This is a genomic window from Roseovarius sp. THAF27 (assembly GCF_009363655.1).
GTDB lineage: Bacteria > Pseudomonadota > Alphaproteobacteria > Rhodobacterales > Rhodobacteraceae > Roseovarius.
On the sequence record NZ_CP045393.1, the window covers coordinates 1,518,112 to 1,538,117 of the forward strand.

General features: G+C 63.5%; 23 protein-coding genes and 3 pseudogenes. 15 read left to right on the plus strand and 11 right to left on the minus strand.

Annotation, left to right across the window (positions count from 1 at the left end):
- Positions 1 to 279: 279 nt before the first annotated feature.
- On the plus strand, positions 280 to 936 hold the full coding sequence (locus FIU89_RS07595) for an isocitrate/isopropylmalate family dehydrogenase (protein ID WP_216647060.1): 657 nt from the start codon (positions 280 to 282) through the stop codon (positions 934 to 936).
- 572 nt (positions 937 to 1,508) lie between these two features.
- Here FIU89_RS07595 and FIU89_RS22445 read toward each other — a convergent pair.
- Complete coding sequence (locus FIU89_RS22445) at positions 1,509 to 1,838, minus strand: hypothetical protein (protein ID WP_216647096.1); 330 nt, start codon at positions 1,836 to 1,838, stop codon at positions 1,509 to 1,511.
- On the opposite strand from FIU89_RS22445, the pseudogene FIU89_RS22915 reads away from it, so the two are divergent.
- Positions 1,782 to 1,982, plus strand: a pseudogene (locus tag FIU89_RS22915) (hypothetical protein); the annotation flags it as partial. The gene FIU89_RS22445 and the pseudogene FIU89_RS22915 sit on opposite strands and share 57 nt — an antisense overlap.
- Here FIU89_RS22915 and FIU89_RS22450 read toward each other — a convergent pair.
- Positions 1,929 to 2,099 (minus strand): hypothetical protein, encoded by a 171-nt coding sequence (locus tag FIU89_RS22450; protein WP_216647097.1) that lies wholly within the window; start codon positions 2,097 to 2,099, stop codon positions 1,929 to 1,931. The pseudogene FIU89_RS22915 and the gene FIU89_RS22450 overlap by 54 nt on opposite strands.
- 19 nt (positions 2,100 to 2,118) lie before the next feature.
- On the opposite strand from FIU89_RS22450, the pseudogene FIU89_RS22455 reads away from it, so the two are divergent.
- Positions 2,119 to 2,708: pseudogene (locus tag FIU89_RS22455) on the plus strand (SDR family oxidoreductase).
- Between the two features lie 84 nt (positions 2,709 to 2,792).
- Here FIU89_RS22455 and FIU89_RS07615 read toward each other — a convergent pair.
- Entirely contained in the window at positions 2,793 to 3,410 is a 618-nt protein-coding gene (locus FIU89_RS07615; RefSeq protein WP_152492041.1) for a plasmid pRiA4b ORF-3 family protein, read from the minus strand.
- A 15-nt stretch (positions 3,411 to 3,425) separates the two neighbouring features.
- Positions 3,426 to 3,743: an H-NS family nucleoid-associated regulatory protein gene (locus tag FIU89_RS07620; protein ID WP_152492042.1), complete on the minus strand. Its 318-nt coding sequence runs from the start codon at positions 3,741 to 3,743 to the stop codon at positions 3,426 to 3,428.
- Positions 3,744 to 4,077: 334 nt separating this feature from the next.
- Here FIU89_RS07620 and FIU89_RS07625 point away from each other — a divergent pair.
- Positions 4,078 to 4,215: pseudogene (locus tag FIU89_RS07625) on the plus strand (ArdC-like ssDNA-binding domain-containing protein); the annotation flags it as partial.
- A 200-nt stretch (positions 4,216 to 4,415) separates the two neighbouring features.
- On the opposite strand, the gene FIU89_RS07630 reads toward FIU89_RS07625, so the two are convergent.
- Positions 4,416 to 4,730, minus strand: a complete 315-nt coding sequence (locus tag FIU89_RS07630; protein WP_368373296.1) for a zinc ABC transporter substrate-binding protein — start codon at positions 4,728 to 4,730, stop codon at positions 4,416 to 4,418.
- Positions 4,731 to 4,762: 32 nt separating this feature from the next.
- Between FIU89_RS07630 and FIU89_RS07635 the strand changes: the two genes are divergently transcribed.
- A protein-coding gene (locus tag FIU89_RS07635) for an IS3 family transposase (RefSeq protein ID WP_254701823.1) occupies positions 4,763 to 5,910 on the plus strand; the annotation gives its coding sequence in 2 pieces (ribosomal slippage) (positions 4,763 to 5,035 and positions 5,038 to 5,910; 1,146 coding nt in all).
- On the opposite strand, the gene FIU89_RS07640 is transcribed toward FIU89_RS07635, so the two are convergent.
- Positions 5,851 to 6,600 carry a tyrosine-type recombinase/integrase gene (locus FIU89_RS07640; protein WP_152492045.1) on the minus strand — a complete coding sequence of 250 codons (750 nt, stop codon included), beginning with the start codon at positions 6,598 to 6,600 and terminating at the stop codon, positions 5,851 to 5,853. The two genes, FIU89_RS07635 and FIU89_RS07640, sit on opposite strands and share 60 nt — an antisense overlap.
- 21 nt (positions 6,601 to 6,621) lie before the next feature.
- Positions 6,622 to 6,885, minus strand: a complete 264-nt coding sequence (locus FIU89_RS07645; RefSeq protein ID WP_152492046.1) for a hypothetical protein — start codon at positions 6,883 to 6,885, stop codon at positions 6,622 to 6,624.
- 249 nt (positions 6,886 to 7,134) lie between these two features.
- On the opposite strand from FIU89_RS07645, the gene dusA reads away from it, so the two are divergent.
- Together dusA and FIU89_RS07655 are read left to right on the plus strand one after the other, a co-directional pair.
- Entirely contained in the window at positions 7,135 to 8,118 is a 984-nt protein-coding gene (gene dusA, locus FIU89_RS07650) for a tRNA dihydrouridine(20/20a) synthase DusA (RefSeq protein ID WP_152492047.1), read from the plus strand.
- Positions 8,115 to 8,897 carry a hypothetical protein gene (locus FIU89_RS07655; RefSeq protein ID WP_152492048.1) on the plus strand — a complete coding sequence of 261 codons (783 nt, stop codon included), beginning with the start codon at positions 8,115 to 8,117 and terminating at the stop codon, positions 8,895 to 8,897. Before dusA ends, FIU89_RS07655 begins: the two co-directional genes overlap by 4 nt.
- Positions 8,898 to 9,170: 273 nt before the next feature.
- Here the strand turns inward: FIU89_RS07655 and FIU89_RS07660 are convergent, their stop codons facing one another.
- The 3 genes from FIU89_RS07660 to ccmI are packed head-to-tail and all read right to left on the minus strand — an operon-like array spanning position 9,171 to position 11,115.
- Positions 9,171 to 9,407, minus strand: a complete 237-nt coding sequence (locus FIU89_RS07660; RefSeq protein WP_152492049.1) for a DUF1289 domain-containing protein — start codon at positions 9,405 to 9,407, stop codon at positions 9,171 to 9,173.
- Positions 9,404 to 9,880, minus strand: a complete 477-nt coding sequence (gene ruvX / locus FIU89_RS07665) for a Holliday junction resolvase RuvX (protein ID WP_152492050.1) — start codon at positions 9,878 to 9,880, stop codon at positions 9,404 to 9,406. The genes FIU89_RS07660 and ruvX overlap by 4 nt, the downstream gene beginning before the upstream one ends.
- Positions 9,877 to 11,115: a c-type cytochrome biogenesis protein CcmI gene (gene ccmI / locus FIU89_RS07670; RefSeq protein ID WP_152492051.1), complete on the minus strand. Its 1,239-nt coding sequence runs from the start codon at positions 11,113 to 11,115 to the stop codon at positions 9,877 to 9,879. The genes ruvX and ccmI overlap by 4 nt, the downstream gene beginning before the upstream one ends.
- A gap of 237 nt (positions 11,116 to 11,352) precedes the next feature.
- On the opposite strand from ccmI, the gene FIU89_RS07675 reads away from it, so the two are divergent.
- From FIU89_RS07675 to rarD, 8 genes are all read left to right on the plus strand, one after another.
- Positions 11,353 to 12,597, plus strand: coding sequence for a sarcosine oxidase subunit beta family protein (locus FIU89_RS07675; RefSeq protein ID WP_152494441.1), 1,245 nt, complete (start codon positions 11,353 to 11,355; stop codon positions 12,595 to 12,597).
- 64 nt (positions 12,598 to 12,661) lie between these two features.
- Positions 12,662 to 13,009: a hypothetical protein gene (locus tag FIU89_RS22460; RefSeq protein ID WP_216647062.1), complete on the plus strand. Its 348-nt coding sequence runs from the start codon at positions 12,662 to 12,664 to the stop codon at positions 13,007 to 13,009.
- A gap of 219 nt (positions 13,010 to 13,228) precedes the next feature.
- The gene (locus tag FIU89_RS07685; protein ID WP_152492052.1) at positions 13,229 to 13,462 is read left to right on the plus strand and encodes a hypothetical protein; all 234 of its coding nucleotides are present in this window, start codon (positions 13,229 to 13,231) and stop codon (positions 13,460 to 13,462) included.
- Between the two features lie 156 nt (positions 13,463 to 13,618).
- On the plus strand, positions 13,619 to 13,948 hold the full coding sequence (locus FIU89_RS07690; protein WP_152492053.1) for a sarcosine oxidase subunit delta: 330 nt from the start codon (positions 13,619 to 13,621) through the stop codon (positions 13,946 to 13,948).
- Positions 13,945 to 16,971, plus strand: a complete 3,027-nt coding sequence (locus FIU89_RS07695) for a sarcosine oxidase subunit alpha family protein (RefSeq protein ID WP_152492054.1) — start codon at positions 13,945 to 13,947, stop codon at positions 16,969 to 16,971. Before FIU89_RS07690 ends, FIU89_RS07695 begins: the two co-directional genes overlap by 4 nt.
- Positions 16,964 to 17,533 carry a sarcosine oxidase subunit gamma gene (locus FIU89_RS07700; RefSeq protein ID WP_152492055.1) on the plus strand — a complete coding sequence of 190 codons (570 nt, stop codon included), beginning with the start codon at positions 16,964 to 16,966 and terminating at the stop codon, positions 17,531 to 17,533. Before FIU89_RS07695 ends, FIU89_RS07700 begins: the two co-directional genes overlap by 8 nt.
- Before the next feature lie 374 nt (positions 17,534 to 17,907).
- On the plus strand, positions 17,908 to 18,507 hold the full coding sequence (locus FIU89_RS07705; RefSeq protein WP_152492056.1) for a superoxide dismutase: 600 nt from the start codon (positions 17,908 to 17,910) through the stop codon (positions 18,505 to 18,507).
- Positions 18,508 to 18,585: 78 nt separating this feature from the next.
- Positions 18,586 to 19,482, plus strand: coding sequence for an EamA family transporter RarD (rarD, locus tag FIU89_RS07710; protein WP_152492057.1), 897 nt, complete (start codon positions 18,586 to 18,588; stop codon positions 19,480 to 19,482).
- Here rarD and FIU89_RS07715 read toward each other — a convergent pair.
- Positions 19,443 to 19,994 carry a TIGR00730 family Rossman fold protein gene (locus FIU89_RS07715; RefSeq protein ID WP_152492058.1) on the minus strand — a complete coding sequence of 184 codons (552 nt, stop codon included), beginning with the start codon at positions 19,992 to 19,994 and terminating at the stop codon, positions 19,443 to 19,445. The two genes, rarD and FIU89_RS07715, sit on opposite strands and share 40 nt — an antisense overlap.
- Positions 19,995 to 20,006: the final 12 nt, after the last annotated feature.

Below are 20,006 nucleotides of genomic sequence, written 5' to 3' on the forward strand. Positions count from 1 at the left end.
ATCCTACGGGCTGGCCCATGCTGGCGTCCGGCCCGAGGAGACTGTTTCATGCCCACGGATCCCGCCAGGCCCATGCCCGCGGGCGCGAGGTGGCCGCCAGTTCCTGCACCATTTTCCGGGACATTTCCGGGTAGGCCCACAGTGCTCAGATCGCAAGTCGATACATTTCCTCGCTCTATCCCGGCAGAAAGCTCGGTCGGGGCCAAGATGCGTTTTGCTACTCAATACAAGAACGACAATCGCCCAACTTGACGAGCGGAATGGGCTCTGATCGGCGCTTTGACTCTCAAACCTGAGATTGTCCGTGACCTTGATCTTGTTGTCGTCCGCGAGACCAGTTCGGGCCTGTATTTCGGGCTTCCGCGAGGAATTTCGGCTTTGCCAGGCGGCGAACGGGCGGGAACGAATACGCTGACTAACTCCGAGTCGAAGGTCGAACGGATCGCGCGGGCAGGATTCGAGTTGGCGAGACGGCGCACCGGGAAGTTGACGTCAGTCGACAAAGCAAACGTTCTTGAGACCATGGTGCTCTGGCGCGATGTGGTTTCCCAGGTTTCCAGGGAGTATCCGGACGTTGCACTGTCCCATCTTCATGTGGACGCTGCGGCGATGGAATTGTTGCGCGACCCCAAACAGTTCGATGTCATGGTGACTGAAAACCTCTTCGGGGACATCCTGTCCGATGCAGCTGCAACGGTTCACGCGACCGCTCCTGAAATTGCGGGACGAAATGTCGCCAATCCTATTGCAGCAATCCTCTCGGCGGCGATGATGTTGCGGATGTCCTTCAGGTTGGAAGAAGAAGCAACAAGGATTGAGCAAGCTGTCGACAGAGTGCTGGACTCTGGATTGCGAACCCAAGACATATTCACTCTGGAAGGCGAACTCGTTGGAACAACTCAAATGGGGGATGCGGTCGTGGCGGCGCTTGTCTGAACGATGCAACACCTGAAGAAGTCGGCGGTCTATCAACGATGCTCTGGGCCCGCCGAATGACGAGTTCGACCGTCTCTGCGGTAATAAACGCCGCCCTTCCATCGCGCCGTGACGGCTGATCCGGCCAGCCTTCTGCAGATCTTCTACTCGATCCGATCCGACCGGCGTTCAAGGCAAAGATCGACCAGAACCTGTTGTCCCAATGGCTCTTGAGACTGCGCATTCCCACGGTGTTAACGAAAAACCGCGACCGGCTGCCTGCAACGGACATGTCGGGCAAGATCCTGGCCGTAATTCCGGGGCATCGCAAATGGCGCCGGTGCTTTCGAACGATCACTTCCCGGTCGATGACACTCTGGTGAGGCCTGACAAAACGCTTTGGAGTTGGAGACCCAGGCAATGATCGGACACTGCATGTACTGGAGCCGCTTCAAGCGAGCGCTTTTTACCGAGGCCTGCTCGCGCGTCCAGGTGCAGAATTACATTTGCTCACTCCGGCAGCAGGGTATTTCGGTTTCGTGAACCTGCTATCCGCCTCATATGCAACCCCTATGCGCAACAGCGCAAGGAAGTCACGTTGGAGGAGGTCCTGACCTCGCGCCCCCGTGGCCAAACCGCTGACCCTGCTGCAATGCTGCCCGTCGATGGTCGATGGTGCGGCCGCCGAGGTGCTTACGACGAAGCAGCCGAAGGGCAGGCAGAAGGCTATTCGCATCCTCGGCTCCGCCTTCCAATCCGGTCATCAGGAACTGGGCTGCGAGGATATTCTCGATGCGGAAATCGCCGCCCGCACTGCTCGCAAGGCCTATGAGGAGGCCAGCGTTCCGCCTGCGGACGTTGATGTCGTGGAACTGCACGACGCATTCACCATCGCCGAAATGCTCTACTACGAAGCCCTGCAACTGGCCCCGCCCGCCGAAGGCGCCGGTCTGCTGCGCCGTGGTGACACGGCGCTTGGCGGCAGGGTTCCGGCAAACCCAAGCGGCGGACTGCTAGCCAAGGGGCATCCGCTTGGGGCAACAGGCGTCGCGCAGATGGTCGAGATCACATGGCAGCTGCAGGGTCGTGCCGCCGACCGTCAGGTCGAAGGCGCGAAGATCGGGCTGAAGCAGTGCACAGGCGGCGGCATTGCAGGCGTGGACCACGCGGCATCCTCCGTCCATCTGCTGGGAGTCTTATCCGATGAGGACAGCTATCGTGACAGGCGGCGCGCGGGGCATTGGCCTCGGCATCGCCGAGGCGCTGGCGGCCTCCGGGTGCGCCGTCGCCATCTTCGACCTGAATCAGGAGGCTCTGGGGGAGGCGCAGGCCAGGCTCAAAGCCGACTTTCAGAATGCGCGGATCCTGCCGATGAAAGTGAACGTGACCGCGGTCGCCGAGGTATCGGCTGCCGTGGTCGAAGTTCACCGGACCCTCCGCTCCATCGACGTTCTGGTGAATGACGCGGGCATCGTCCGCGACAAGAAGATCACCGCCGTGAACGAGGCGGACTGGGACGACGTCATCGACACAAACCTCGAGTCGCAATTCCTGACCTGCCGTGCCGTCGCGCCAGTGATGATCGGCAGGGGGCGGGATGGATTGTCAATATCTCGTCCCGCGCTTGGCTGGGCGGCTATGGCCAGTCAAACTATTCGGCGGCGAAGGGCGGGGTGGTCAGCCTGACCCGCAGCCTCGCTCTGGAATTCGCGAGCAAGGGCGTGACGGTGAATGCGATTGCCCCCGGCACTGTGGAGACGCCAATGATCGAGGGCTTCCGCCGCGTAGCCTAAACCATGAAAGAGCCAGAGCCTCCGCTGACCGTCGGGCCAACGTGTTCCAAATCATCTGACGACGGACAGCCGAGCCCTCTGTGCTCACCGACCAGAAGGCTTTGGCTTGGGCTGATGCAGGCGTCGGCTGGTATTCTTGCGGAAGGTGTTGCGCAGATCCTTGTTGATGAGGTCGATGTCGAACCAGTCCGGATCGAAATGCCCGCCGGCACAGCGAAGGTTGGAGCTGTGGTCCTTATGGTTCGGATCGCGGATGGTGTCGAGGAAATCGGCATAGGACCAGGGGCCGCCGACGTCCTCGGGCGGCCGGGCACGGGCACCTTCGGTGCATTCTGCGTGGCGGGGCAGGGGATCGAGGGATAGCCACTCCTCGATCCGGATCACATGGGTCCAGTCATCCCCAATGTCGTAGAGGTAGGTGAAGGTCAGATCCTGGCCGGTGAAATTCGCCAGCCTGACCCCGGTGTAGTCGAAGGTCTGCGGGCCCCCGAATCCATCCTCGAGCTGATCGGGGTCACCATAGCGCAACCCGCCGATCCGGAACTCATGCAGATGGCTGTCGGTCCAGCTGAACGCGACCTGCAGCACCAGATGCAGCCTGTCGAGCGTCCAGTCCGACGGCACGACAAGTCGCCGCCAGATCGGCGGGTCAATCTCCGCCAGAGAGACATGCAGGCGGACGGCATTCGCGGGCTTGTACAAGGCAGGTCTCCCCGATCAAATCGCAAAATCGTCTAGCGATTTTCCCGAAGCTAGGGCCTCCGCAACCCATGCCGGTTTGCGTCCGCGGCCAGACCAGGTGATTTCGGCGTTTTCCAGATGGCGGTACTTCGGCGCAGATGCTGCGCGTTTCCGGGTGGGAGCGGCTTCCGCAAGCTCGTCGAAACTGAAACCGAGTTCGCGGGCCAAGTCGTCCACCTTGGCGCGGGCTTCGGCCTTGCGACGGGCCTCGAAACTCACGATGGCCTTCGCAACATTCTCTTGCAACTGCTTCAGCTCGGGGAGCGACAAGGCGTTAAGATCGATATCCGTCATTTGGTCCTCTTTTATTGCCCGTTGGCTTTGATCCCGAGCTTTCGGGAAGGAAGGCGTCCGGCGCTAGAAAGTAGGCACCGCGATTGCGTCTCAGATAAGCGCAGATATCCTGGGGATTACAACACGTCGGGGATAGGGGTTCGCGAGTGTTGGCTTTTGCATTTTTTTGCGCCTGACTCGGCTGAATGCGAGGCTTGTCTGGGGGAACGGCTTCCCCCTGGTCGGCACTGGCGTTACCGACACACCCCCATCAGCGGGAGACCCCGCAACGTCCCCTGAGAGTGAAAGTGCGGGCGGGTTTTCCGTGACGGGTTGAGGGCTGGAGGAGAGGCCCGTGCCCTGGGTTCAGCCCTGGGGGACGGCGGTGGCGCAAGCGTTGCTCGCCATGCCACGAAATGCCAGCACAGGGAGGCAGTATTCCGGGATCAATGTCCTGATCCTCTGGGGCGCCGTCTTCCAGCAGGGCTATCCAACAAGAAAGCGTTGGCACGAGCACGTGCCGGGGAAGGGGACCTGCGGTCATCATGCGATTTGCGCATCAAAGTCCGGTCACCGTGGATATTGGCGCCATGAGAAAGTTTGTGACCAGCATCCGGTGCCGGTCTCGCGGAGTCTTCTGTTTGGCAACGCCGCGTCGGCAGAAGGGCGCCGCATGTCGCGGCGCCCGAGAGGTCAGCCGAGGCAGTCCGTCAAGCTGGACGCGAGGCTGCGCAGCAGCTGCGGGTAGAGGTCCTTGCCAGGTTCGAGATCTGCGCCCAGTGGATCCATCACGCCTGTCTGGGCGTCGGTGCCCCGGAAAACCGTGGTGACGAGGTCGGGATTGAATTGCGGTTCGGTGAAAGCGCAGTTGACACCCAGCTCGGCAACCTTCTGCTGGATTTCTTCGATCCGCGCTGCGCTGGGATCCGAGGCGTCGCCGAGGGTAATTGAGCCGCTCGCCGGGAAGTCGAATCGGTTCTCGAAATACTGGTAGGCATCATGGAACACGATGAAGTTCTGGCCCCGCCAGGAGGTGTTCTATGGGACACGGAAACAGACCGACGCCGGAGTTCCGGCGTGAAGCGGTGCGGCTGGCGCTGACCAGCGGCCGGACGCGACGGGAGATCGCGGAAGATCTGGGGATCGGGCTTTCGACACTGACGCGATGGCTCAGTCGCGAGCGGGACGCTGGTGGGCCGGTCGAGGCATCGGTCGATCTGCACGCGGAGCTGAAGCGGTTGCGACGCGAGAACGCGGTTCTGAAGCAGGAGCGCGACATCTTAAAAAAGGCCGCAACCTTCTTCGCGAAAGACGCAAGTCGATGAGCTTCGCTTTCATAGAGGCGGAGAAGGCCAGCTTCCCGATCCGGCGAATGTGTCATGTTCTCGGTGTCAGCCAGAGCGGGTTCTTCGCTTGGCGGGACCGCTCTGCCTGTCATCGCCAGCAGCAGGACATGATCCATCTTGCCCACATTCGAACGGCCTTTGAGCTGTCGAACGGGACCTACGGCAGTCCCCGCATGCACCGCGACCTCGTCGATGAGGGGCTCAAGATAGGGCGGCACCGCACGGCACGACTGATGCGCGAGAACCAGTTGATCGCGCGGCAAAAGCGGCGCTTTAAACGGACGACGGACAGTGAACATGCCTGGCCTGTGGCGCCCAACCTCGTGGCACAAGGTTTCGCGGCGGACTGTCCGGACAGGAAGTGGGGGGCGGACATCTCCTACATCTGGACGGCAGAGGGCTGGCTTTACCTTGCCATTGTCTTGGACCTCTTCTCGCGCCGCGTCGTCGGTTGGGCCACGAGTGATCGTCTGAAGCGTGACCTCGCCATCGCAGCCCTGCGCCATGCTCTGGCCGCTCGCAACCCTGAGCCAGGACTGGTTCACCATTCCGACCGCGGATCGCAATACTGCTCGGTGGACTATCAGGCGCGGCTCCGCAAACGTGGCATCTTGATCTCGATGAGCGGGCGCGGGAACTGCTATGACAACTCAATGGTGGAAACGTTCTTCAAAACCATCAAGTCGGAGCTGATCTGGCCGGTCGCCTGGAAATCCCGCCAACAGGCCGAAAACGCCATCGCCAGATACATCGACGGGTTCTACAATCCCGTCAGACGCCATTCATCGCTCGGCTTCCAAAGCCCGATAGCATTCGAGCGAAAGGCCCGCGAAGTGAGCTAAACGCTCTCCACCAAAACCGGGCAAGTCCAACCAGCCCATTTCGAAGGCTCGAGATATCGCTTCGTGTCGAAGATCATGAAAGTGTAGATCTTCAATACCTTCGAAGCGTCCAACAAGACGAGTAAATGCGGTTGACAGACTATCAGATGCATACGGAAAGATTTTTTCGTCGACCTTCGGCATTGACTTGATGACTTGGAGCGCTTCGTCGCTGAGCAGCACCCAGACGTCATTGCCTTTCTTCTGACCGGGATGTTTCATATCACGGACAAGGATTTTCTTATCTTCGTAGTTAATATCGGCCCATCGAATTCTTGTAATTTCCGAAAGCCGGCGCGAGGACGCAATTGCGAAAGCAATGATCTTGTGTAGCGGAGCGGCATTACTTCGCGAGGATCGAGCGATGGCCTCTCCCATCAGGACGTTCAATTCTCCGAGCGTCGGCCGTCTATCGCGCTTATTGGCCTTCCCGACGATCTTGAGTTTGCGAAGCGTCCTCATCGCGTTCTGCATATCCTCGTATTTTAGAGGGATCTTGTAGGCCGTTTCTGCAACGGTGAAGAGGCCATATAAATGCTGCATGTAATTGTTGACGGTTGCGGCGGACCGGCCCTCTTTTTTCAAAGCGCGTGCAAGATCAATGAGAAATGTTGGATCAACCTCGTGGCAGCCAACATAAGTCTCATCCATGCCCTCAAGGGTCCGCAGGCACTATATCATCGTTTTTCCGACTTCCTTTTCGATGTCCAGCCGGTAGCGCTTGATCAACTCGGCGAAGGTGCCGTCTGGAGTCGGGAGCGAGAAAGTGCCCTCATGCCAAGCTTTCTCCGTCCGGGCGGCCCACTTCTCCGCCAACTTGCGCTGTGAAAAGGTTTCTGACTTCGAGAAGATCACCTTCCCGCTCTTCTTGATGCGCACCTGGGCGGTGAAGCTCGGTTTACCGTTCGTTCTGTTTCGTTTCGTGATAGTTGCCATTTCCAGCCCTTTCCTTGTGGGAAGGACGATGGGTTCGAGTGATTTTGCCCGGAAATTGGGGAGCAAAAAATCCTGGTAGCGTTCCCGCAGGCGGGTGCGTGACGTCCGCTGGCACCGGTGCTACAAGATGTTCTCCGAGTGCTACAATTGTAGCACCAGCTGTCCAAATCGTCGCGAATAGTCGCGAATGATCGCAAATCGTAGCCGCCATCGACGGAGGGCCAGCCAGTGAAACAAGGGATTCGCAGCATGACTGATGCTTCCCGTCTGTCCGTTGCACCGATGATGGATTGGACCGATCGTCATTGCCGGTTCCTGCATCGGCAATTGTCGCGGAACGCCTTGCTGTACACCGAGATGGTGACCGCGCCGGCATTGGTGCGAGGGGGGGCGCTGCACCTGCTGGACCATGCCGCGGAGGAGCATCCGGTTGCGCTGCAACTGGGCGGATCGGAACCGGGCGAACTGGCGCAGGCGGCGGCGCTGGGGGCCGGGGCGGGGTATGACGAGATCAACCTCAACGTCGGATGCCCCAGCGACCGGGTGCAGTCGGGGACCTTCGGGGCGGTGCTGATGAAGCAGCCAGGTCTGGTGGCGGAGTCCTGCGCGGCGATGATCGGGGCGGTGGACACCGAGGTGACGGTGAAATGCCGGATCGGCGTGGATGACCAGGATGTCGAGACGGTGTTGCCGGACTTCCTCGAGCGGGTCAGCGCGGTGGGCGTCCGACGGTTCACCATCCATGCACGCAAGGCGTGGTTGCAAGGGCTGAGCCCCAAGGAAAACAGGGACATACCGCCCCTGGACTATGCCTTGGTTGCCCGGATGAAGGATCGGTTTCCGGACCTGCACATCTCGCTCAACGGCGGGGTGGAGACGCTGGACGAGGCGGTGGGTCACCTGGAGGCCGGGTTCGACGGCGTGATGCTGGGGCGGGCGGCTTACCATCGGCCGGCGGAGATTCTGGGGGCGGCGGATCGGCGAGTGTTCGGCGAGACCGGACCGGACCGGACGGGCGAGGACGCGGTGCATGCCATGCTGCCATACATCGAAAATCATTTGATATCAGGCGGTAAGCTGCACCAGGTGACGCGGCATATGCTGGGGCTTTTCGCCGGTCAGCCGGGCGCGCGGGCGTGGCGGCGGGTGTTGTCGGAAGGCGCGACGAAACCGGGGGCCGGGACGGCGCTGCTGGAGGAGGCGCTGGCGCAGGTGACGGGGGTTGCCGCGTGAAGGATTTCCTGGAGAAAGGCTGGGCGCGGTTCGCGTTCGATCCGGCTGTGTCCGCCTGGGCAGAGGCGGCATTTTCCGTTGCAAAAGAGAGGGTTAAGGCGCCCGAGGAACAGCGCTGGTTGTATTGCCAAGGCACGTGGTTCGTCGGTGTCGATACCCTGCCCAACGCGCCCGACGGGGCGGTGGGCGACGCCGGACCGCTGACAGGGGACGCCTGGGCGGCGGTGTCGGCGCTGTATGACCCGATGCCGCTGCATCGGGGGCAGGTGTCGGTGATGTATCCGGGTTATCCCAGGCCCAAGGATGGCGAGGGGGACGCGGCCTTTGGTTACAGGCTGCGGCGGGATGCGGCGCATGTGGATGGATTGCTGTTGGAAGGGCCGGACAGGCGGCGGTTCCTGAAGGAGCGGCACGCCTATATCCTGGGGCTTCCGCTGACCGAATGCGGTGCCGGGGCCAGCCCGTTAAGTGTCTGGGAAGGCAGTCATAAAGTGATGCGCGCGGCGTTTGCCGAGGCGCTGGAAGGCGTGCCGCCGGAGACGTGGGACAGGGTCGACCTGACGGATATCTACAAGGCCGCGCGTCGCGAGGTTTTCGACACTTGCGAGCGGGTTCTGCTGCCGGCGAAACCGGGGGAGGCTTATGTCGTGCACCGGCTGGCCTTGCATGGCGTGGCGCCGTGGGAGGACGGCGCGGAGGCGCCGGAGGAGGGGCGGATGATCGTCTATTTCCGGCCCGAATGGACGATCCTGGGGGATCAGTGGCTGACCGCGCCGTAAGGGACGCGACTCAAAGGTTAATTCGGGATGAGACGGCGAAATCGGCACGTCGGTATCGCGTCGGTATTCAAGTGGTATTGCGACAGTGCGCGTATCGCCGTTTTCCGGGATGAAAGGACCGCGCGCAGTGTTTGTCCCGGTGCAATCGTCGGCGCATTATCCAGACAGGCCGTGGGTGTCGTAGCGCTTCAGCGAGCGGAATTTTGCAAAAATTCCGGGCCGAAAAATTGCAATTTTTCGGTGCGCCGAGGGAGACAGTCCGCGCGGGCGGTTTCAGCCGCGCTTCAGACGGGCGGCGCGTCCCCCGCGGCGCTTGGTCAGGGTGGCGGCGCGGTCGGGAAGGTCGGCCATGACCGCGCGGCGTTCCTGGGGCGTCATCCTGGACCAGCGGCCGATCTCGTCGATGGTGCGATAGCAGCCCGTGCAGATCCGCGCCTCGGGGTGGACGACGCAGATGCGCACGCAGGGGCTTTCGATCTCGTTGCGGTTCCAGACGGGGCTGTCGTTCATGTCTCGGCTTTCAGGTGGCGGATTCGGTCCAGCGCTCCTTGCAGGATATACGCCGCCGCGACGGCGTCGATCACCTCTGCGCGACGCTTTCGGGTCAAATCGGCCTCGATCAGTGCTCTTTCTGCCGCAACGGTCGAGAGGCGCTCGTCCCAGAAGCCGATGGGCAGATCGGTGCGCGCGGCGAGGTTGCGGGCGAAAGCGCGGGTGGATTGACAGCGCGGGCCTTCGGAGCCGTCCATGTTGCGGGGCAGGCCGAGGATGAGCCCGGCGGCGGTGCGGTCGGCGGCGATGGCCAGCAGGCGGTCGGCGTCGGCGGTGAATTTGGTACGCTTGACGGTCTCGACCGGGTTGGCGGAGGAGAGAAGCGCATCGGATGACGCGACGCCGATGGTCTTGGTGCCGAGGTCGAGGCCCAGGAGCGCGCGGAAGCCGGGCAGGGCGGCGGCGAATTCGGCGAAGTCCTCGACGATCATTCGGAGTAACCGGCCTGCTTGGCGGCGTTGGTGATGGTGTCGATCACGGTGGGATCGTCGAAGCGCTCCTGCGCGCGGGCGATGAGGTCGCGCACGGCGTCGAAATCGCCCAGGACGGCGTAGGCGTTCGACAGGCGCACCCATTCATCCGGCGTGCCGCCGGTTTCGTCGATGCGGGTGGCGAGGCGGTCGACCATGCCGCGGATCATGGTGGCGCGGTCCTCGGCGCTCATGTCGCCGGCGGCGTCGATGTCACCCTGCGAGGGGCCGGGGGCGGCGTTCTGGGCGGGCGGCTCGTAGCGGTTGACGCCGGCGCGCCAGGCCAGTTCCTCGATCCGGGGGCGGATGAGGGCGGTCCAGGGCGCGTCGGGGGCGCTTTCGCGCAGGAGGCCGTCCCAGGTGCGGAACGCGATGTCGGGACGGTCGACCTGGATCATGTAGAGGCCCATGTAGTAGCGCGCGCGGGGCTCCTTGGGGTCGCGGGCGAGGGCGGCGCGGATGGCCTCGGCGGCCTCGTCCGAGACATAGCCGCCGGCGGCGGAGACCATCATGTCCGAAAGCTCGGCATAGTCGGCGGCGGTGGCGGCGTTGCCCTTGAGCTCGATCACGCGGGTCTTGGCCTTGGCGGCGGCGGAGAGATTGCCGAGCGCGGCCTCGTTCCGGGCGAGCAGGATGTAGCCCTGGAGCTCGTCCGGGCGGCTCTCGACGGCCTCGCGCAGGCGGTCCATGAGTTCGAGATATTGCGGGTCGGCCTCGCCCATGTCCGGGGTGACGGGCTGGGACGCGTTGAAGCGCGCTTCGGCCTCGGCCTGGGGCAAGCGGTTGGCGCGGGCCGCGTCGGAGGCGGCCAGGCGGGCGGTGCGGGGCAGGTCGGAGTAGCCGGGTGTTCCCATCTGCGTATAGAGCCAGCCGGCACCGCCGACGAGGCCGAGAAGGGCGAGGGCGGCGAAGAGCTTGCCCACCAGCGCGGGCTGGGCGCCGGCCGCGCCCGTGGCCTGAAGCTGGGCGTCGGCGGCGAGGATGCGGCGGGAGACCTCCGAGCGGGTGCGCTCGGCGTCCTCGGGGGTGATGACGCCGCGGGCGAGGTCGCGGTCGACCTCCCGTAGCTGGTCGCGGTAGACTTGGAGGTCGTAGGCGGCAGGCGGCGCGTCGCCGACGCGGCCACGGATCAGCACCAGCCCGAGGATGGCGGCGCAGGCGAGGCCCAAGGCGATGGCGAGCACCCAGAATGTCATGTGATCTCCCTGTCTTCGAGGGTGATTTAACGATTGGGCGGGCAAACCGAAAGAGGCAAGTGGTCGCCCGCGATGTCGCAGGAGCGGATCGTCGGCGGCGTGTCGCAAATCACGCCATTCGTGCCGCATGAGGTGTCGGCGATACGCCCTGTCTGATACATACGGGAGCAATGACGAGGGCCGGGGGCGAATCCCCCCGGGCCCGACACTGTGCAAGCCATGAGCGAGACCCGCCTGATGAAACGTTATTCCGCCTTTGCCGTCGCGAAAGAAGCGCTGAAATATCACATGGGATGGGAGCGGGCCTGGGCCTCGCCGGAGCCCAAGAAGAAGTACGATGCGATCATCATCGGCGCGGGCGGGCACGGGTTGGCAACGGCCTATTACCTGGGCAAGAACCACGGCATCAAGAACGTGGCGATCCTGGAAAAAGGCTGGCTGGGCGGTGGCAACACGGGCCGGAACACGACGATCATCCGCTCGAACTACCTGCAGGATGCGTCGGCGGCGATGTACGAGAAATCGCGCAGCCTTTATGAGACGCTGAGCCAGGATCTGAACTATAACATCATGTTCAGCCCGCGCGGGGTGATCATGCTGGCGCAGACCCAGCACGAGGTGCGGGGATACGAGCGGACGGCGCACGCGAACGCCTTGCAGGGGGTGAAGACCGAGTTCATCAGCCCCAGCCGCGTCAAGGAGCTGTGCCCGATCATCAACCTGGAGGGCCCGCGTTACCCGGTGCTGGGCGGGCTGTGGCAGGCGCGCGGCGGGACCGCGCGGCACGATGCGGTGGCCTGGGGCTATGCGCGGGCGTGCTCGGCCATGGGGATGGACGTGATCCAGAAATGCGAAGTGACCAGCATTCAGACCGAGGGCGGCAAGGTCAAGGGTGTGAGCACCAACCGTGGCGATATCGCCTGTGACAAGCTGGGCATCGTGGTGGCGGGACATTCGGGGCATCTGGCCGATATGGCCGGGTTCCGCCTGCCGATCGAATCCGTTGCATTGCAGGCGCTGGTTTCCGAGCCGATCAAGCCTTGCATGGACGTGGTGGTGATGGCCAACACGGTGCATGGCTACATGAGCCAGTCCGACAAGGGCGAAATGGTGATCGGTGGCGGCGCTGATGGGTACAACAACTATACCCAGCGGGGCAGCTTCCATCATATCGAGGAGACGGTGCGGGCGCTGATCGAGACCTTCCCGATGATTTCGCGGCTGAAGATGCTGCGGCAATGGGGCGGGATCGTGGACATGACCGGGGACCGTTCGCCCATCCTGTCGAAGACGCCGGTCGACAATGTGTTCATCAACTGCGGCTGGGGCACGGGCGGATTCAAGGCGATCCCGGGCAGTGGCTGGGGCTTTGCCGAGCTGATGGCGAAGGGCTATTCGCCGCTGACGGCCGAATTCGGGCTGGAGCGGTTCTACGAGGGCCGGTTCATCGACGAAAGCGTCGCCGCGGGGGTCGCGCACTGATGGGGAACCGCCTTGGCATATCGGGCGTTGAAGTGTCGGAATCCAAAAGCAACGGAGAACCGACATGTCCGATCACAATAACAATAACCACACCCCGCCGCCACAGCATCCCGGCGGTGGCGGAGGCGGCGCAACGATGGCTTTCATCGTCGGCGGGCTGGTCGTGGCAGTGGGCGTCATCGCCTGGGTCATGTTCGGTGACAGCGGCGGCGGCGGCGATGACCTCATCGGCGGTTCGGAGCCGTCGGACGTCAATGTCTCTGTCGAGACGTCCGATGACGCGGCCGATGACGTGGCCGACGCTGCCGAAGACACGGCCGACGCCGTCGAGGGCGCTGCCGACGACGTCGAAGGGGCTGCCCAGGACGTCGAGGACGCGGCTGACAACGTCGAAGGCGAAACTCAGCAATAACGCCTACGGGGCCGCAGTCGGCCTCGCGCCTGCAACACGGCGGAACGCAGGGGCGTGTGACGCCCCTGTGTCGCCGCGTGCACACGTGGCGGAAAGCGGCCCACGCAATCGCGCCGAAGTTGCGGGAACCGGCCCAAACCCTGCGCGGGGTTTTGCCGGTTCTTCCGCGCGTGCCCCGAGGGGCGCATTGTCGAACTTCCACCATGAGGAGTTCGAGAGATGTCTGACCAAGAACAATGGCAGCAAAGGCGCGGCTACGGCATGCCTGTCCATGACGCGGGCAGTGCGGGCCTCTTCTGGGTCCTCGTCGTCGTCGTCGCCTTGGGGGCGCTGGTCTTTGCCGGATCGCTGGGCAACGGCACCGCGCCGGACCTGTCCGATGTACCGGAAGGTTTCATCGTGCCCGACACGTCCGCGGACGGCGTGGCAGGCACGGCTGCTGTCGAAGAATAACACGCTCCGCTTCGGCGGAGGTGATCGCAACGTTATGGGCGGGTGCCACTCGGCGCCCGCCCTTGTCGTGCGACGTGCACGCGGACTCAAAGTTGTGCCGAAGGCACGCGGAATCGACGTCCTGCCCGGTGCAGGCAACATGGAAAGGTGGATGGCATGCTGATCCTGGAATGTCCCTATTGCGGGGTGAAGGGCGAGGAAACCGAGTTCGCGGGGGGCGGCGAGGCGCATCTGAAGCGTTTCGGGCCGGACTCCAGCGATGACGATTTCCACGCCTACCTGTTCAAGCGCGAGAACCCCAAGGGTGTGCACCTGGAACGCTGGCGGCACACCAACGGTTGCGGCAAGTGGTTTCACGCCGCGCGCAACACGGTGACGCTGGAGGTGTACGGGACCTATTCGGCGCAGACCACCGAGCCGCCGAAGGACATCAAGGACAAGATCTCGGCGAAGGTGCCGGGCTGGAGCTGGAGAGAGTTTTCATGAGCACGCGTCTGGCGAATGGCGGGCGTCTTGTTAACAAGGCGCACGCGATGGAATTCACCTTCAACGGCAAGCGGTTGAAGGGGTACGAGGGCGACACGCTGGCGTCGGCGCTGCTGGCCAATGACCAGATGCTGGTGGGGCGGTCGTTCAAGTATCACCGGCCGCGCGGGATCGTGGCGTCGGGCGGGGAAGAGCCCAACGGCCTGGTCAACATGGGCCGGGGCGAGACGTTCGAGCCGAACCAGCGGGTCACGACGACCGAGCTGTTCGACGGGCTGGAGGCGACGAGCCAGAACCACTGGCCGAGCCTTGAGTTCGACGTGGGCGCGGTGAACGCCAAGCTGTCGCGGTTCCTGCCGGCAGGCTTTTACTACAAGATGTTCATCCATCCGCGCCCTTTGTGGAAACACGTCTACGAGCCGTTCATCCGCCAGTCGGCGGGCTTGGGCAAGGCGCCCAAGGACAAGGACGGCGACAAGTACGAGCATCTTTACGCCTTCTACGACGTGGTGGTGATCGGCGGCGGTGTCGCGGGGCTGATGGCGGCCCGCGCGGCGGGCGCTGCAGGTGCCAAGGTGCTGTTGATGGAACAGACCGCCGCGTGGGGCGGACGTACGCCGGTGGATGGTCCGATTTACAGTGCGACTGTCAACGATGCGCCTGTGGACAAGTTCGTGGATGAATTGGTCGCCGAACTGGGCGATATGCCCAATGTCGAGATGCGGCTGCGCATGATGGGCGCGGGCGTTTACGACCACGGCTATCTGCTGGGATACGAGCGGGTGAACGACCACACCCCCAAAGCCAAGGGCCCGCGGCACCGTTTGTGGCGGATTCGTGCAGGCCAGATCGTGACCGCGACAGGCGCGATCGAGCGGCCCCTGAGCTTTGCCGGGAACGATGTGCCGGGCGTGATGCTGGCCTCGGCGGTGCGCGATTACGTCGTAAATTATGGGGTTTCCGTCGGGGACCGTACGGTCGTGGTGACCAACAACGACGACGCCTACCTGACCGCGCTGGCGCTGAAGGCGGCGGGGCTCGACGTGCCTGCAATCATTGACGCGCGGGCGGCGGGCGCGGGTGTGCTGGCCGAGAAAGCCAAGGCGGCGGGCATCCGCGTGGAGACCGGCAAGGGCATCGCAAAGGTCAAGGGCGGCAAGCGTGTGACGGGTGTGGGTATCTGTGCACAAGCCGGCGAAGGCTCGGCCCTGGAAGAGATCGCCTGCGACGCGGTGGCGATGTCCGGCGGCTGGTCGCCGGTGGTGCATTTGTGGTCGCATTGCGGCGGCAAGTTGCTGTGGGACGAGACGCAGGCGATGTTCCGGCCCGACCCGGACAAGGCGCCTACGGGGGCGGCGGGCGAGGCCTATGTGTCGACCGCCGGGACCGCCAGCGGCGAACTGGATCTGGGCGCAGTTCTGGCCGATGCCGAGGAGGCGGGGCGTGCGGCGGCAAAGGCCGTGGGCAAGACGCCGAAGAAGGCCGAGAAACCGAAGGCGGAGGGCGTGCAGTGCAACGTCATTCAGCCGATCTGGATGATGCCGCAGGGCGCCAACGTGAAGCTGCGGATGAAGTCGTGGCTGGATTACCAGAACGACGTGAAGGTCAGCGACGTGCAGCTGGCGGCGCGCGAAGGTTATGAAAGCGTCGAGCACGCCAAGCGCTATACCACGCTGGGCATGGCGACGGACCAGGGCAAGCTGAGCAATATCAACGGTCTGGCGATCTTGTCGGATGCGCTGAACCAGCCGATTCCGCAGACCGGGACGACCACATTCCGCCCGCCCTATACGCCGATTTCCATGGCATCGATCGCGGGCGAGGCGCGGGGCGAGATCTTTCAGCCGCTGCGCAAGACGCCGATGCATGACTGGCACGAGGCGAACGGCGCCTACTGGGAGCCGGTGGGCCATTGGCGGCGTCCCTATACCTTCCGGCAGAATCCGGGCGAGGAGATTTCGGCCGCCGTCAAGCGCGAGATCAACCAGACGCGGGGGAGCCTTGGCCTTCTGGATGCGTCGACGCTGGGCAAGCTGATCGTGAAGGGTCCGGATGCGGGGAGGTTCCTCGACATGCTCTATACCAACATGATGAGCACGCTGAAGCCGGGGCGGTGCCGCTATGGGCTGATGTGCAACGAGAACGGCTTCCTGATGGATGACGGCGTGGTGGCACGGCTGGATGAGGACACGTTCCTGTGCCACACCACCACGGGCGGCGCGGACAGCATCCATGCGCATATGGAAGAGTGGTTGCAGACCGAGTGGTGGGACTGGAAAGTCTATGTCGCCAACGTGACCGAGCAGTATGCGCAGATCGGCGTGGTCGGGCCGAAAGCCCGCAAGACGCTGGAGAAGCTGACCGATGCGGACCTGAGCGCCGAGGCGCTGCCGTTCATGGCGTGGCAGGACATCGACTTTGGCGACGTCAAGGCGCGGGTGTTCCGGATCTCGTTCTCGGGCGAGCTGAGCTACGAGATCGCGGTGCCGGCGAGCCAGGGCCGGGCGTTCTGGGATCAACTGCTGGAGGCCGGCAAGGAGTTCGGCGTGATGCCTTATGGCACCGAAGGGCTGCACGTGATGCGGGCCGAGAAGGGCTTCATCATGATCGGGGACGAGACGGATGGCACGGTCATTCCGCAGGACCTGGGGATGCAGTGGGCCATCTCGAAGAAGAAGGACGACTATAACGGCAAGCGGGCGCAGCAGCGCAGCCATATGGCCGATCCCGAGCGGTGGCAGCTGGTGGGCTTGCAGACGGTCGACGGATCGGTCCTGTCCGACGGGGCCTATTGCGTGGCCGAGGGCGACAATGCCAACGGGCAGCGCAACGTGCAGGGGCGGGTGACCTCGACCTATTATTCGCCGACGCTGGATCGCGGGATCGCCATGGGCCTGGTCAGGCATGGCGCGGACCGGATGGACGAGGTGATCGAGTTCGCCAAGGTGGACGGCACCACGGTGCCCACCCGGATCGTCAGCGCGGTCTTTTACGACCCTGAAGGGGAGAAGCAGAATGTCTAAGGCTGTCAGTGCTTTGCAAGGCGCAGTTTATCAAGGCTACGTGGAGGTCCGGGAGATGGGCCTTCAGGGCATGATCACCCTGCGCGGGGATCTGTCCTCGGCCAAGATGAAGAAAGCTGTGAAGGACGCGTGTGGCGTGGACCTGCCCGGTCAGCGCGGGATCGCGGTCGCGGGCGACAAGGGCGCGGCGTGGATGTCGCCGGATGAGCTGTTGCTGATGGTTCCTTACGAGGGCGTCGGGGATGCACTCGCGGCGGTCGAGAAGGCGTTGTCAGGCGAGCATTTTCTGGCCGTGAACGTGTCGGACGCGCGGGCGGTGTTCCAGGTGCAGGGCGCGTCGGCGCGCGAGATCATCGCCAAGCTGTGCCCGGTGGACATGGCACCCGGCGCGTTCGAGCCGGGGCAGATCCGGCGGACGCGCATGGCGCAGATCGCGGCGGCGTTCTGGATGGTGGATGCCGAGACGATCCGGGTCGTGTGCTTCCGCTCGGTGGCGGAATACGCGTTCAACCTGTTGAAGGATGCGGCGGAGCCGGGCGGCGAGACCGGGCTCTTCGCGTAAGGGTTCGCGCAGCATAGGTGGTTTGGACAAGGGTGGGTTGAAAACCCACCCTACGAGGTTTCGGGTCAGATGCTTTGTTCGCGCGGAATCAAGGGCCTTCAGGCCCGCCGCGCGATCGCCAGACCGCCCGGACGGGCTGGCGATTGGGTGCCGTTGGCGCTTCGATCTGAGGGCTTCCGGCAGTTGACAAGATAAAGTGCATTGAAAGGCCGTTGGATCGCCATCCCGCGGTCTGGCGATCGCGCAGCTTACTTCTCTTCTGCACCCCTGCACAGCCCGCCCGCAGCGCAGGAACAAAACATCAGCCTTGACGTTGATCCCTTAACGCTACCATGTAGTCGCGAAATATCACCTCAAAGAAAAGGGGGCCCGAAATGGCTTTTGAACTTCCCGACCTTCCTTACGCACATGACGCGCTTGCCGGCAAAGGCATGTCGAAGGAGACGCTGGAATACCACCACGACATTCACCACAACGCCTATGTCAACAACGGCAACAAGGCGATCGAGGGGACCGAGTGGGACGGCAAGTCCATGGAGGAGATCATCAAGGGCACCTATGATCCCAACGCCGTGGCGCAATCGGGCATCTTCAACAACATCAGCCAGCTGTGGAACCATAACCAGTTCTGGGAAATGATGACGCCCGAGGACAGCAAGATGCCGGGTGAGCTGGAAAAGGCGATCAACGACAGCTTTGGCTCGGTCGACAAGTTCAAGGACGAGTTCAAGGCTGCTGGCGGCGGTCAGTTCGGCTCGGGCTGGGCGTGGCTGGTCAAGGACACCGATGGCAGCCTGAAGGTCACCAAGACCGAGAACGGCGTGAATCCGGTGTGCTTCAACCAGACGGCGCTGTTGGGGTGTGACGTGTGGGAGCATTCCTACTACATCGACTTCCGCAACAAGCGGCCCGATTATCTGGCGAATTTCCTCGATAACCTCGTGAACTGGGAAAACGTCGCAAGCCGCATGTAAGTGCCGGCGACAGTCCAGAAAATCTGATTTCAACCCCCGGCCGGATGGCCGGGGGTTTTCTTGTCGGAGCCTTCCCGCATGACCGAAACCGCCAAGGGCGTTGCCGCCATAGTTCTGGCCTGTACCATCTGGGGGCTGTCGGGCCTGTTCTACAAGCTGCTGGCCGGGTTGCCCGTGCTGGACGTGCTGGCGCATCGCACGATCTGGGGCGCGGTGTTCTTTCTGCTCATCCTGGGCGTGCAGGGCCGGGTGGCGGTGCCGTTCCGGGCCTTGGGTGCGGGGCGCACGTTGCGGATCCTGGCGGCGGCGTCGCTGCTGATCGGGTTCAACTGGATGCTGTTCGTCTGGGCCATCAAGTCGGACCAGGCGCTGGAGGCGTCGCTGGGCTATTACATCTTCCCGCTGGTCGTGGTGCTGTTCGGGTTGATGTTCTTTGGCGAACGGCTGGGCCGGGGCGAGACGCTGGCGGTGCTCTTGGCGGCGCTGGCGGTGATCGTGCTGACCGCGGGCCTGGGGGTGGCGCCGTGGATCGCGTTGGGCATCGCGCTGAGTTTCGGCGCTTATGGTGCGGTGAAAAAGCGACTGGACATGGGGCCGGTCGTGTCGGTGACGGCGGAGTCGCTGTTGCTGGTCGGGCCGGCGCTGGGCTGGCTGGCGTGGCAGGCGGCGCAGGGCGGGGCGGTGCTGGGCGGGTCATGGCCGCTGGCGCTGACCCTGATGCTGGCGGGGCCGATGACGGCGACGCCGCTGATCCTGTTCAGCTATGGCGCGCGGCGGATCGACCTGGCGAGTGTCGGCGTGCTGTCCTACCTCAACCCCAGCCTGCAATTCGCCGTAGCGGTCGTGATCTTTGCCGAGCCCTTCACGGGCTGGCACATGGTCGCCTTTGCCATGATCTGGGGCGCGCTGGCGCTTTACAGCGTGGCGCGCTGGCGTTACCGGGCCGTGGCGCCAAGGCCCTCCATCAGGTCCTGAACCGTGTCGACGACCTGGGTGTAGTCGCGCAGGGAGGCGTCGGCGAATCCTTCATCGATGACATGGTCGATCAACTGGATGAGCCTCGTCCAGTAACCTTCGGTATCAAGAAGGAAAACCGGCTTTTCGTGCAGGCCGATCTGGCGCCAGGTCAGGACCTCGAAATACTCGTCGAGGGACCCCGCGCCGCCCGGCAGGACCACAACCGCGTCGCAGTTCATGAACATGACCTTCTTGCGCTCGTGCATGGTCTCGGTGACGATGTAGCGGGTGAGGTCGGTCTTGCCGACTTCCCATTTCACGAGGTGATCGGGAATGACGCCGAAGGTTTCGCCGCCTGCGGCCTGGGCCGCGCGCGCCACGGCGCCCATCAGGCCCACGTCGCCCGCGCCGTAGACCAGCCGCATGTCGTGCGCGGCGAGGGCCGTGCCAAGCGCCGTCGCCGCGGCCTCGTAGGCCGGGTTGCGCCCTTTGCGTGAGCCACAAAAGACACAGACGGAACGCTTGGGCATGAAAATCACCAA